General features: G+C 67.1%; 13 protein-coding genes. 7 read left to right on the top strand and 6 right to left on the bottom strand.

All coding sequences use genetic code 11. The annotated features are described in order from the left end of the window. From CKO31_RS15470 to CKO31_RS15460, 3 genes are all read right to left on the bottom strand, one after another. Positions 1 to 206 (bottom strand): DEAD/DEAH box helicase (locus tag CKO31_RS15470; protein WP_438874012.1); only part of this gene is annotated, 206 nt, incomplete at its 3' end. Positions 207 to 279: 73 nt separating this feature from the next. Continuing rightward, on the bottom strand, positions 280 to 2,058 hold the full coding sequence (locus CKO31_RS15465; protein ID WP_200239252.1) for an ATP-binding response regulator: 1,779 nt from the start codon (positions 2,056 to 2,058) through the stop codon (positions 280 to 282). Between the two features lie 10 nt (positions 2,059 to 2,068). Then, positions 2,069 to 2,737 carry a response regulator gene (locus CKO31_RS15460; RefSeq protein WP_200239250.1) on the bottom strand — a complete coding sequence of 223 codons (669 nt, stop codon included), beginning with the start codon at positions 2,735 to 2,737 and terminating at the stop codon, positions 2,069 to 2,071. A gap of 187 nt (positions 2,738 to 2,924) precedes the next feature. Here CKO31_RS15460 and CKO31_RS15455 point away from each other — a divergent pair, with 187 nt between their 5' ends. From CKO31_RS15455 to CKO31_RS15425, 7 genes are all read left to right on the top strand, one after another. Then, entirely contained in the window at positions 2,925 to 3,287 is a 363-nt protein-coding gene (locus CKO31_RS15455; RefSeq protein ID WP_200239248.1) for a hypothetical protein, read from the top strand. Between the two features lie 272 nt (positions 3,288 to 3,559). After that, positions 3,560 to 4,036 (top strand): thiosulfate oxidation carrier protein SoxY, encoded by a 477-nt coding sequence (locus CKO31_RS15450; protein WP_200239246.1) that lies wholly within the window; start codon positions 3,560 to 3,562, stop codon positions 4,034 to 4,036. 39 nt (positions 4,037 to 4,075) lie between these two features. Further along, positions 4,076 to 4,393, top strand: coding sequence for a thiosulfate oxidation carrier complex protein SoxZ (gene soxZ / locus CKO31_RS15445; RefSeq protein ID WP_200239244.1), 318 nt, complete (start codon positions 4,076 to 4,078; stop codon positions 4,391 to 4,393). A 308-nt stretch (positions 4,394 to 4,701) separates the two neighbouring features. Beyond that, positions 4,702 to 6,147 carry a dihydrolipoyl dehydrogenase gene (locus CKO31_RS15440; protein ID WP_200239242.1) on the top strand — a complete coding sequence of 482 codons (1,446 nt, stop codon included), beginning with the start codon at positions 4,702 to 4,704 and terminating at the stop codon, positions 6,145 to 6,147. Between the two features lie 135 nt (positions 6,148 to 6,282). After that, complete coding sequence (soxZ, locus tag CKO31_RS15435) at positions 6,283 to 6,549, top strand: thiosulfate oxidation carrier complex protein SoxZ (RefSeq protein WP_242475403.1); 267 nt, start codon at positions 6,283 to 6,285, stop codon at positions 6,547 to 6,549. 192 nt (positions 6,550 to 6,741) lie between these two features. Further along, a complete protein-coding gene (locus CKO31_RS15430) occupies positions 6,742 to 7,326 on the top strand; it encodes a c-type cytochrome (RefSeq protein ID WP_200239240.1) in 585 nt (194 codons plus the stop codon). Between the two features lie 9 nt (positions 7,327 to 7,335). Further along, on the top strand, positions 7,336 to 7,629 hold the full coding sequence (locus CKO31_RS15425) for a rhodanese-like domain-containing protein (protein WP_200239238.1): 294 nt from the start codon (positions 7,336 to 7,338) through the stop codon (positions 7,627 to 7,629). A gap of 120 nt (positions 7,630 to 7,749) precedes the next feature. Here the strand turns inward: CKO31_RS15425 and CKO31_RS15420 are convergent, their stop codons facing one another. From CKO31_RS15420 to CKO31_RS15410, 3 genes are all read right to left on the bottom strand, one after another. Beyond that, positions 7,750 to 9,324 (bottom strand): AbgT family transporter, encoded by a 1,575-nt coding sequence (locus CKO31_RS15420; RefSeq protein ID WP_200239237.1) that lies wholly within the window; start codon positions 9,322 to 9,324, stop codon positions 7,750 to 7,752. Further along, positions 9,321 to 9,530: a hypothetical protein gene (locus CKO31_RS15415; RefSeq protein WP_200239235.1), complete on the bottom strand. Its 210-nt coding sequence runs from the start codon at positions 9,528 to 9,530 to the stop codon at positions 9,321 to 9,323. Before CKO31_RS15415 ends, CKO31_RS15420 begins: the two co-directional genes overlap by 4 nt. A gap of 167 nt (positions 9,531 to 9,697) precedes the next feature. Further along, the gene (locus tag CKO31_RS15410) at positions 9,698 to 11,686 is read right to left on the bottom strand and encodes a sigma 54-interacting transcriptional regulator (protein WP_200239234.1); all 1,989 of its coding nucleotides are present in this window, start codon (positions 11,684 to 11,686) and stop codon (positions 9,698 to 9,700) included. Positions 11,687 to 11,779: the final 93 nt, after the last annotated feature.

Genomic DNA, 11,779 nt, shown 5'->3' with positions numbered 1-11,779 from the left:
CCTAGCCCCTCTCCCCCCATCAACCGATCGATGGACCAAAGAAAGGCGGCCAGCGTCTTGCCGCTGCCGGTGGGCGCCGTAATCAGCACGTTCCGGCCGGCGGCGATGATCGGCCAGCCGGCGGCCTGGGCAGCGGTTGGGCCGGCGAAGTTCTGGCGGAACCAGCGGTGGGTGGCGGGGCTGAACAACTCCATGGCGCCGTAGATGGGGTCTGTGGGCAGCGAATCCGGGCGCGCGAGCCGGCGGCCCGTCGACGGCGAGTGCCGGCCCAGGCAGAGGTCAGCGCGCCGGGATCTCCGCAATGGCCCGCTGCAAGGCCGCCCGCAGCCGGGCCGGCTGCAGGGGCTTGTGGAGCAGCCGGTAGCCGCTCTCACGGGCCAGGCGGATGCGCTCGGGTGCCGTATCCCCGCTGAGGAGGACGGCGGGCACAGGCTGACCCAAGGCGGCACGCACGGCTGCGATGGCGTCGATGCCGGTCTCCTCATCCCGCAGCCGCAGGTCGGAGAGGATGACATCCGGCACTTGCCCGCCCCGACGCAGCAGCACTTGCGCCTGCGGCCCAGACTGCGCCGTGAGCGCCTCGCACCCCCACTGCTCCAGGAGCACCGCGGTCGCCTGCAGGACATCGCGCTCGTCGTCGATGACCAGGACGACGCGGCCGCGCATCTCCCAGATCGGCGACGGCGACGGCGGCGACGCAGCCGTCTCCTGCCTACGGATGGCGCGCGGCAGCAGGATACTCACCACCGTGCCCCGCGCAAGCCGCGAGCGCAGCGTCAGGGGCAGCCCGAGCAGGTTGCACAGCCGCCGGACGATGGCGAGGCCAAGCCCGAGACCACGATTGCGGTCCCGGTGGGGATTGTCGATCTGGCGGAACTCCTCGAAGACCTCCGCGATGCGGTCCTCCGGGATGCCGACGCCGGTGTCCCAGACCTGCAGCAACACCCCATTGCCGCGCTTACGACAGGCGATGAGCACACCGCCCTGCTTGGTGTAACGGATTGCGTTGCTCAGCAGGTTGCGGACCACGCGCTCCAGCAACAGCGGGTCGGTCTGCACCAGCACGGCGCAGTCGCGGCAGCGCAGCCGAAGACCCTTACGGCGGGCCTCGGCCTCGTGCTCGCGCACGCAGCGCCCAAGCAGCCCTTCGAGGCGAAAATCTTCCGGCTCCGGTGTCACCGCAGCGGCGTCGAGCTTGGAGATGTCCAGCAAGGCGTTGAAGAGCTTGCCGAGCGCCTCGAGCGACTGCCCCACCCGCGGGTAGATATCGGCCCGGTCTCGGTCCGCCCGCGACGTCTTCAGGGCCTCGATGAGCAGGTTCAGTGCATGCAGCGGCTGGCGCAGGTCGTGACTCGCCGCCGCGAGGAACTTCGACTTGGCGACGTTGGCGTCCTCGGCGATCTGCTTCTGGCGTTGCAGGTCCTGAAGCAGGGCATCGTTGGCGTACTTGAGGCGCAGCGTCTGGGTGACGACGCCATTGAACACCAACGCGAAATAGACACATCCGGCCAGGAACACCAGCACCATGAGGCCGATCACCGCGATGCCTTCCGGCTCCTGCGTGAAAAAGTGGAGCGCCAGGGGCAAGGCGATGGGCAGTATAAAACCCACGTAGACGCTCAGCAGGTACGACAGCACGCCGATCGCGCCTGCCATCACGCCCCCCAGCGTGAGAGCAGTCAGCACCAGCACATCGGTGGAGCCCAGGTCCAGAATGTAGAGTGCGCTGCCCCAGCCTGCACCCGAGAAGACCGCAGTGAGCGTATAGAGTAAGGGGGTGGTGCGGCGGATCGGCCGCCCTCGGGCGGGAGGTAACACGAAGCGATGCAGCAATTGACGGATGAGCACCACTGTCAGAAACCCTGCCATCCAGATCCAAGGCCGCGGAGTCTGCATCTGGAGCCATAGGGCACCTGCGAAGATGGTGGCCAAGGACACGTTGAGTACCTGGCCCCGCGGGATCTGCTGGTGCAGGAGGCGCAGACACTCCTCGGCTACGTCCTGCCGGCGGGCCGTCACGAAGTCTGGGATCGGTTGTTGATGGGGTAATCGGCCCACGCTGGCCAGCTCACTCGCCGTCGAACTCGAAACCCCGCTGCTGCGCCAGCATGACCGCCTCGGTGCGGTTGCTGGCGCCGAGCAGGCGCAGCACACCTGCGACATGGACCTTCACGGTGTTGTCCGACACCGCCAGTGCGCGCGCGATCTGCTTGTTCGACCAGCCCCGCCCGAGCAATCGGAGCACCTCCTGCTGACGCCCCGTGAGCAGCGTCGACAGCTCACCGGCCTGAGGTAGGCGCGTGGTCATCATTTCCGCCGGCGGCGCCGCTTGCATCAGCGCCGCCGGCATATAGACCCCGCCGGCAAGCACCAGCTTGAGCGCCGAGATCAGCAGCTCGCTCGACGACGATTTGGGCACGTATCCGGCCGCGCCGAGCTCAAGCGCCGCGCGCACGTGCGCTGCGCTCTCGCTCGCCGACAGCACCACCACCGGCACCGAGCCCGCCGAGCTGCACACCTGCCGCAGTAGATCGAGCTCGACGGCGCCCGGCATGAACAGATCGAGCAGGATCAGGTCCAGCTCGGCCACCGCCGCCAGGCAGTCCATCACCTCCGCAGCGGTGGCCGCCTCAAACACATGCGGCTCCGGGTCCAATTGCGCCAGGGCTCCAATCAGGCCCGCTCGCACCAGGGCATGGTCATCTGCTACCAAGATGTTCAGTGCCGGCTCCTCCATCGAGGCTGAAGCGACGCAAAAGCATTAGCCCATTTGGGCTAGCTCGCTCGCGTCATGGTCTCTCCCCGGAGGCAATCATACACTGCTCTCGAACGGGGCCTAGTCTCATGGAACGTCGCCGCATCGGCACTGCCTGTGAAGCGCGCACGAGAGTCAGGACCGGCAACAACCAGGAATGAGGTACACAATGAACGCTAAGCGCCTGAATCAAAGTCAATCCCGCCGCATCGCCGGCGTACTGCTCTGCGCGACGGGGCTAGGTCTGCTGCCCGCTTCTCACGCATCCGCCGAGGACGCCGACAATGGCGTCGCTGCCATCGAAATGCGTCGCCTCCTGCAGCCGACGCCGGGCGAGCTGGCACAAGAGCAAAAGGGCCGGATTTACATCTACGACGGACTGCGTGCCGTCGATGTCGAGAATGCCATGGACACCGCATTCGACCGCATCGAAAACATGATGTTTATCCGTGTTCGCAAGACGGACGAGCACGGCAAGACGCTTCGCGACCCCGCCACCGGCGAGGTCCAGTTCGAAGACGACGGCTGCTGATGCGAGCAGGGGCTATGCCACGGGCCAAGGACCAAAACACACGAACCTCCGGGTTTTCGGTACCAAGGCGTTTCCCGGTGGCCGGTCCAGACGTATTAAGGGCACCTCGAAAAATTCGAGGTGCCCGTACGGGGCAGGATGCCCCGCCATTGCTCAAGCGCCTAAGCGCTTGAGCAATGGAGCGAAGCGGAAACCGCGTTTTCGCTTCACGTCTCGAAAAATGCCATGGAAGGCATTTTTCGAGGTGCCCTTAAGTAACGGGAGAAATCGGCATGCTGAGAAGACAATTCATCCGCCGCGGCGGCGAGGGTCTGTCCCTGGCGGCACTAGCATCCGCCGGCTTGTTGCCGTCGCTGCTGCGGGCTGAGGCGCCGAGCGATGCCTGGCCGACCGAGGCATTCCATGCCGAGCAGCTCGACCGGGCCCGCCAGCTGCTGTTTGGCTCAGCCTCTGCCGAGCCTACCGATGCCATTCTGATTGAAGCGCCGGACATCGCCGAAAACGGCCGTATGGTCCCAGTGACGACGACGGTCGACTTGCCCCAACCGAGGTCGCTGGCGTTGCTGTCCGACGAGAATCCGTTCCCTTTACTGGCGCTGGCTCATTTCACGCCAGCGGTTGCTGCGACCGTCTCGGTGAGGGTGAAGCTCGGAGCCAGCGCCAAACTGATCGCGCTGGTTGAGGCCGACGGTGGCCTCTACCGAGCCACACGCGCCGTCAAGGTCACGGCTGGCGGTTGTGGTGGTTAGGCGTTGGTTGGCTAAGAGAAACGAGAGGACGTTCTGGCGATGAATAACGAGCACGGCAAGATCCGCGCCCGGCTGCGCGAGGGCAACATCAGCGTCAGGGTGATCATGCGCCACCCAATGGAAACCGGCCGCCGCAAGCATCCCGCGACCGAGGCGCCGATCCCGCGCCACTTTATCCACCAAGTGGTTTGCGAGCATAACGGCAAGCCGGTGATGACCCTGGATTGGGGCTGGGGCATCTCGGCGAATCCCTACCTCGCCTTCGAAATCCTCGCAGGCGCGCCGGGCGACACGGTCAGCGTGCGCTGGACGGATGATCGCCAGAAGACGGCTTCGCTCGAGACCACGATCGCGTGATTGGACTCCACCCGGCATCTGCGTGAGGGGAATTGTCCATGCTGCTGACGAGGTAGCTCGCTAGCGTCTGGTCCACGGCTGAAGCGCCTTGTGGGGATCTTGCGAACCCGTCGTGCTGGCAGTTTTTCAAGGTCCAGAGCGTACGTGAGTATTTACGTATCGAGAGGCGGATTTTTCCGACAAGCTGATTGCGCGAAAAGCGGTTGTCCTGTTGCCTGCCGTTGCATAGCTTGAATGCAAGGTCCGCGTTAGGCGGGCGCCGAAGCAAGATAACCCACACCATAATCAGTCGGGCGAGGGAGAAGAACATGAAGAAGCACGTCGATGTTGCGGTGATCGGCGCGGGACACGCCGGCCTGAACGCGATCAAAGAGATTCTCAAGGTCACGGACGATTGGGTCCTCATCAACGGCGGTCCGCTGGGCACTACCTGTGCGCGTGTCGGCTGCATGCCGTCGAAGGTGGCCATCCACCTGGCAGATTCCTACAAGATGACCGACAAGCTGAAGCGCTACGGCGTGTCCGGCGGTGAGGAGTTGGCGTTGGACCGCCCGGCGGCGCTGGAGCACGTGCGCGACCTGCGCGACACCTTCGTCGATTTGGTGCTCGCCAACACCACCGACGAGATGGACGGCGAGCACCTGATCGAGGAGTACGCCGAGCTGCTTGATCCGCACCGGCTGCGGGTCGGCGAGCGGGAGATCACCGCGGACGCCATCATCGTCGCCACCGGCGCCCGCTCGGTGGTGCCCGAAACCTGGCGAGCCGAGTTCGCCGACGGCATTCTCACCGTGGACGAGATCTTTGAGCAGGAAGAGCTGCCGGCGTCGGTGGCCGTCATCGGCCTCGGCCCCATTGGCTTGGAAATCGGACAGGCGCTGCATCGCCTCGGCGTCGCCGTGACCGGCGTCGACCACGGCGAGCGCGTCTCGCGCATCCAAGACCCCGCCGTGAACCGCGCCGCGCTGGACATCTTCCAGCGCGAGTTTCCGCTGTGGCTGGCGCACGAGCCGCAGATCGAGCGCTGCGACGGCGGCTTTCGGGTGCGCTCCGGCGAGCGCGAAGTCGTGGTGGAGAAGCTGTTCCTGGCCCTGGGTCGGCGGCCCAACCTGGCGCGGCTGCGGTTGGACCGCCTCCGCGTGCCCATGGGCGATCACGGCGTGCCCATCTGCGACCCCGAGACCCTGCGCGTGGGGCGCACGTCGGTGTACCTCGCCGGCGACGCCGCCGGCGGTATCGCCAACCTTCAGCGTGCCGCCGCCCAAGGTCGCATCGCGGGCTGGAACAGCGTGCATCGGCGCAAGCGCAGCTGGCGGGCGCATACGCCCATGGCCATCGTCTTCAGCGAGCCGAACATCGCCTGCGTCGGCATGGAATGGAGTCGCTTCGATGAGCGTTCCATGGTCGTGGCTGAGCAGCGCTTCGGACCCGTGGGGCGGGCGCTGATCATGGGTCAGAACCGCGGGCTGCTGCGCGTCTACGCAGAGCGGAAGTCGGGCCGCATCCGCGGCGCGAGCATGGTCGGCCCGCGCTGCGAGCATCTGGCACATCTGTTGGCCTGGGCCATTGAGCAGAACATGACCGTCAAGCAGGCGCTGGCGATGCCCTTCTATCATCCCGTCATTGAGGAGGCGCTGCAGGATACGCTGCAGGAGCTGAACGGCGAGCTAACGAAACCCAAGATGCGCGGCGGGTTCGCGACCCGCTGGATCGGCGCCGGACGGGCATCGATAGGATCGGCAGCGCAGGTCTGACACCGGCTCACGCGGGGCCTGGGCGCCGCGCTGATCGCGGAGTACAGGGCTGCGAGCGCACGGGGTCTACCATCGAATCTGCAGGTAGCGGAGCACCCGTAGGAGCCTCATCTTGCTGAAAGAAAAGGATAACAATTGGACAGACTCAATTTCTGCCACCCAATGGAGACCGGCCGCCGCAAGCATCCCGCGACCGAGGCGCCGATCCCGCGCCACTTTATCCACCAGGTGGTTTGCGAGCATCACGGCAAGCCGGTGATGACCCTGGATTGGGGCTGGGGCATCTCGGCGAATCCCTACCTCGCCTTCGAAATCCTCGCAGGCGCGCCGGGCGACACGGTCAGCGTGCGCTGGACGGATGATCGCCAGAAGACGGCTTCGCTCGAGACCACGATCGCGTGATTGGAGTCGATCCAGCGTCTGCGTGAGGGTGATTGTCCGTGGTGCTGACGGGGGTAGCTCGCCAGCGCCTGGTCAATGGCTGAAGCGCCTTGTGCCGCACCAAAGCCCCGCGTCATGCGCGTCAGGAACCGCATTGACACTGACATCCGCATATCCGCACTTGACTCGAAAACAACGGTGGAGGTGTGACACATGAGCTTCCGAAACGCCATCTACGCAGCGCTCATTTGCGCGTCGTCTGCTGCCTTCGGGGCCACCCCGGAACCTGGTGACAGCGAGGCGGCGGAAATTCCCATGGGGCAGCGCTTGTTTCAAGAACACGGCTGTACCAACTGTCATGGTGCCGATGGCGTGCACCCAGAGGCGCGGTATGTCCCCGTCCTGCGCGGTAAGCCAGCGACGGACCTCTATGCGCATGCCAAGGAGATCTTCGGCGGTCAGGCAGAGTCCGATAAGACGGTGTTCATGCATGACCAGTTCTGTATCGGGCAGGCAGACCAAGAAGGCTGCTACGAGCCACCCAGTGATGCCGACCTGCGGATAATCGCCAACTGGCTGGGCAGCGATGAGCTGCCGAAGAAAAAGCAGACCGATCAGGGTCTCTATGTCACCGCCCGGCAGGCCTTCGAGCAGCTTCAGCAGCTCGGGGATAACGCCGTGTTCATCGATGTGCGCTCGCGCCCGGAGCTGGCCTTCGTCGGCGCGCCGGCGGGCATCGACGCCAACATCCCGTACATGACCGTTGGCATGTTTGATGAGTGGGATGACAAGAAGTAGACCTTCAAGATGCGGCCCAATAACGAGTTTACGCAGCGGGTCAATCAGCTCATGGAAGAGAAGGGCCTGCGCAAAGACACACCGATCTATCTCGTCTGCCGTTCCGGGAGTCGCAGCTCCAAGGCTGCCAACCTGTTGCATCTCGCCGGTTATACCAAGGTCTACTCGGTGACCGATGGCTTTGAGGGCGACAAGGCGACGGTGGGCCCACGCAAAGGCGAGCGTGTCGTGAACGGCTGGAAGAACGCCGGTCTTCCTTGGACCTATAAGCTCGACAAGCACGTCATGTACTGGGACTTGTAACCCAGACCATGCCTCGGTCATGCATCGGTGTCGTCGCTCTTTGCGCGGCCTCCGGTGCGGCAGACGGAGGCTCCGACGACAGGGCGCGCATCGATCGGGTGCGCACGGCGTGCGTCGATCTCAACCACCCGCCGGATACACCAGCCCCCCGCCCGGCCCCAGCGGCCAGCCGACGGCGACCCAGATCCCCAGGAGTACGGCCCAGACCGGCGCAAATATCAGCGTGTAGGGCAGCATCAGCGCCACCAGGGTGCCGAGGCCGGCCTCAGGGCGGTAACGGCGGATGAAGGCGAGGATGATGACCAGGTAGGGGTTGAACGGCGTAATGCCGTTGGTGACCGAGTCGCCGACGCGGTAGGCCGCCTGGGTCAGCTCCGGGGCGATGCCCGCCTGCATGAACATCGGCACGAACACCGGCGCGAAGAAGGCGTATTTGGCGCTGGCCGAGCCGATGAGCAGGTTGCCGGCCATCACCACACCGATGAACGCCAGCATTAGCACCGCCGGCGCCAGGGCCAGCTCGGCGAGCCAGCCGCCGCCCACCACCGCCAGCATCTCGCCGAGGCGGGAGTGGCCGAAGCAGGCGATGAACTGCGCCGCGAAGAAGGCCAGCACCAGATAGGGCCCCATGGTGCGCATGGTCTCGCCCATCATGTCCACGGCGTCGCGGTCGCGGCGGATGCTGCCGGCGCCGATGCCATAGGCAAGCCCGGTGCCCAGGAAGACGATGAGCAGGATGGGCACCAGCGCCTCCATCCAGCGCGGGAAGCGCGCGCCCTCCCCCGCCAGCGGCGCGCCCGGGAGTAGCACGGCGGCGAGCAGCAGCACCATCAGCACGCCGAAGGTCCAGCCGGCGAAGCGCAGCCCCCGGTCCTCGGCCTGTGGGGCGGCGGCCGGTGTTGCCGGCGCTTCGGTGTCCGACGCGTCGGCGTCCGGAGCCGCCGCCGGCTCGGACCCGCCGGCCATCTCGGCGGCTGTGGGCCGCGGCAGCCGCGGCTCCACGAAGCGCCGGGTCACGAAGGCCCCGGTGGCCGTGAGCAGCACCGTAGAGACGATCATGAACCACCAGTTGGCGCTGATGGCCACCTCGTAGTCCGGGTCCAGCAGGTGCGCGGCGGCGGTGGACAGCCCCGCTAGCAAGGGGTCGAGGCCGGTCAGAAACAGGTTCGCCGAGAAGCCGCAGGTGACGCCGGCGGTCACCGCCGCGATGCCCGCCAGCGGCGAGCGCCCGGCGGCGAGGAACAAGGCGCCCGCCAGCGGCGGCAGCACCACATAGCCCGCGTCCAGCGCCAGCGACGACAGGATGCCCACGAAAACCGTCATGGGCACCAGCAGCCGGCCGGGCGCCGCCGCCAACAGCCGGCGCAGCAGCACCGGCAGCAGCCCGGAGCGCTCGGCGACGCCGATGCCGAGCAGCCCCACCAGCACCAGGCCCAGCGGCGGGAACTCGACGAAGTTGTCCACCAGATTGGAGAGCAGCCACCAGAGGCCGTCGGCGTCCAGCAGGCTGACTGGCGTGATGGGCTCGGTGACCAGCGCGCCGTCGCGCTCCAGGGTGCGGGAGACCTCCCAGCCGAGCCACACCGCCAGCTGCGAGAGCAGCATCACCACCAGCGTGCCCAGCGCGAATAGCGTGGAGGGGTCCGGCAGCCGGTTGCCCAGCCGCTCCACGGTGTTGAGCCAGCCGCCGGTCATTCCTGACCTCCGGACTGGCGGCCGAGCGTCATCTTGTGGCGGTGGATGTGGCCCGACTCGAAGAAGTCCCGCATCGCCAGGGCTGCGATGCGGATGCGCTCCTCCTGATGCGGATAGGCCGCCAGCTGCTCGGCCACCCAGTCGTCCAAGGCCCGTTCCAGCGTGGCGCCGGTGAACACGAAAACCCTGTCTGCAAAGGCCGTCATGATCGCTGAAAAACTGCATGCGCTTGTGGGAGCGGCATCCTTGCCGCGAGATTTGGACACCCGGGCACTGGAAGTCGTCGCGGCAGGGATGGCGCTGCCACGGTCGCTTGAGGGAGCGCCATCCCTGCCGCGAAACGGGCGCGCCGGGGTGAGGGCGGCCCCACCGCTCAGGAGCCCGCGGTGCGCTTTGGCGGCTTCTCGATACCCAAGCGCTTGATCCGCGAGGCCAGCGTCGTCGGCTTGAGCCCCAGGCGCTCGGCGGCGCCGCCGGCCCCGAAGATCTTGCCGCCGCTGGCGTCAAGTGCGGCGACGATCATCGCCCGCTCCTGGGCGCGGCGCTCGGCTTCCGTGCTCGGCGGCCCGGCGGCGGTGCTCGCAGGCGCGGGCTGCGGCGGCGGGCGCTCGGCGGCCGCACCGCCCGCGGGCAGGTCGATCGCCAGCTTGTTGCCGGTGGAGACGATGAGCGCCCGCTCGATGAGGTTCTCCAGCTCCCGCACATTGCCCGGCCAATGGTACGCCTGCAGCCGCTCGACATCGGCGCGGGAGAGCTGCAGGCCGTCGCGGCCGTGGCGGCGGCTCACCTTGCCGAGAAAATGCGCCGCCAGCAACGGGATGTCCTCCGGGCGCTCGCGCAGCGGCACGGACTCGATGGGGAAGACGTTGAGCCGATAGAACAGATCCTCGCGGAAGCGCCCGGCGGCGACTTCTTCCTCCAGCCGGCGGTTGGTGGCGGCGACCACGCGCACGTCGACGCTGCGGGTACGGGTGTCGCCGACGCGCTCGAACTGGCCCTCCTGGAGCACCCGCAGCAGCTTGCCCTGGAGCTCCAGCGGGATCTCGCCGAGCTCGTCCAAGAACAAGGTGCCCTCGTCGGCGAGCTCGAAGCGCCCGACGCGGTCGGCCACGGCCCCGGTGAAGGCGCCGCGGACATGGCCGAAGAACTCGCTCTCGAACAGGTCCGCGGGCACCGCGGCGCAGTTGACACGGATGAGCGGGCGATCGCCGCGGCTGCCGGCGCCGTGGATGGCCCGCGCAATGAGCTCCTTGCCAGTGCCGGACTCGCCGGTGATGAGCACCGGCGCCTGCGTGGGCGCCACCAGCTCGATCTTGCGCACCACCTCCCGCACCGCGCGGGAGCGACCGACGATCTCGCGGTAGTTGGTTTCTTCCTTCAGCTCCTGCTGTAGGTAGTGGTTCTCCAGCTCCAGGCGGTGCTTGAGCTGCTCCAGCTCCGCCATGGCTGCGTGCAGGCGCGCCTCGGCGTCGCGGCGGTCGCTGATGTCGCGGAAGACGATGACCGCACCGATGATGCGCCCGCGGTCCACCACCGGGGTGCTGGTGTACTCCACCGGAAAGCTGCTGCCGTCCTTGCGCCAAAACACCTCGTCGTCGCGACGGTGCACGGCGCCCTCGCGGAAGGCGCCGTAAATGGGGCACTGCTCGGCGGCATAGCCGGAGCCGTCCGGGTGGCTGTGGTGGATGGCGGCGTGCATACCGCGGCCGACGAGCTCTTCGGCGGCGAAGCCCAGCATGCGGGCAGCGGCAGGATTGACGAAGGTGGTGATGCCGTTGCCGTCGACGCCGTAGATGCCCTCGCCCGCTGCGCGCAGGATGAGCTGATTGTCCGATTCGATGTCCGCGAACAGCCGCTCCACCCGCCGCCACTCCGAAAGGCCGCTGCGCAGGTAGGCCCCGGCGTCCGAGTGCAGCTCCCGCCGGCGCACGGTGGTGAGGTCCCGCGCCGTCACCAGCACCAAGGCGCGCTCTTCGGCGGCGCCGTCCAGGACCACCCGCCGGGCGTTGTACTCCAGCGCCAACCGCGAGCCGTCCGGCAGCTCGGTACTGAGGCCGTCGGTCCAGCACTCGCCGCGCTCCAGCACCGCCTCCGTGAACACCACCAGGGCGCCGCGCTCGCCGGAATGGAGCGCGCTCGGCGCCAACGCCAGCAGCTCCGGTCGGCTGCGCTGGAGCAGCGCGCAGGCCTGCGCGTTCACCTCGACCATACGGTCTGCGAGCGGGTCCCACAGCAGCTGGGCGTCGGGGTGCAGCTCGAACAGCGCGCGAAAGCCCTCTGGGCTCAGTGCCGGGGCACTGGCGGGGCTCGCGGCTTCAGCCGGGAGAGGGATGACGCGGGCGGGATCGGAGGGCGGTGTCATGGTCTACGCATTTTCGTGGTACAGCGACGCAATTTCGTGATCTACGAAAGCTCGTAACAGAGTGCGGCGTCCCTCGCGCATCCCAAGTACCCG

It is taken from the genome of Thiohalocapsa halophila (assembly GCF_016583825.1).
Classification (GTDB): domain Bacteria; phylum Pseudomonadota; class Gammaproteobacteria; order Chromatiales; family Chromatiaceae; genus Thiohalocapsa; species Thiohalocapsa halophila.
The sequence above is the reverse complement of the archived record's forward strand: the minus strand, read 5'-3'. Positions and strand labels throughout refer to the sequence as shown.

Excerpts from the sequence above, each read along its gene's own strand:
- CKO31_RS15460 (WP_200239250.1), bottom strand. The coding sequence starts at position 2,737 with ATGGAGGAGCCGGCACTGAACATCTTGGTAGCAGATGACCATGCCCTG.
- CKO31_RS15455 (WP_200239248.1), top strand. The coding sequence starts at position 2,925 with ATGAACGCTAAGCGCCTGAATCAAAGTCAATCCCGCCGCATCGCCGGC.
- CKO31_RS15450 (WP_200239246.1), top strand. The coding sequence starts at position 3,560 with ATGCTGAGAAGACAATTCATCCGCCGCGGCGGCGAGGGTCTGTCCCTG.
- soxZ (WP_200239244.1), top strand. The coding sequence starts at position 4,076 with ATGAATAACGAGCACGGCAAGATCCGCGCCCGGCTGCGCGAGGGCAAC.
- CKO31_RS15440 (WP_200239242.1), top strand. The coding sequence starts at position 4,702 with ATGAAGAAGCACGTCGATGTTGCGGTGATCGGCGCGGGACACGCCGGC.
- CKO31_RS15430 (WP_200239240.1), top strand. The coding sequence starts at position 6,742 with ATGAGCTTCCGAAACGCCATCTACGCAGCGCTCATTTGCGCGTCGTCT.
- CKO31_RS15425 (WP_200239238.1), top strand. The coding sequence starts at position 7,336 with ATGCGGCCCAATAACGAGTTTACGCAGCGGGTCAATCAGCTCATGGAA.
- CKO31_RS15420 (WP_200239237.1), bottom strand. The coding sequence starts at position 9,324 with ATGACCGGCGGCTGGCTCAACACCGTGGAGCGGCTGGGCAACCGGCTG.
- CKO31_RS15415 (WP_200239235.1), bottom strand. The coding sequence starts at position 9,530 with ATGACGGCCTTTGCAGACAGGGTTTTCGTGTTCACCGGCGCCACGCTG.
- CKO31_RS15410 (WP_200239234.1), bottom strand. The coding sequence starts at position 11,686 with ATGACACCGCCCTCCGATCCCGCCCGCGTCATCCCTCTCCCGGCTGAA.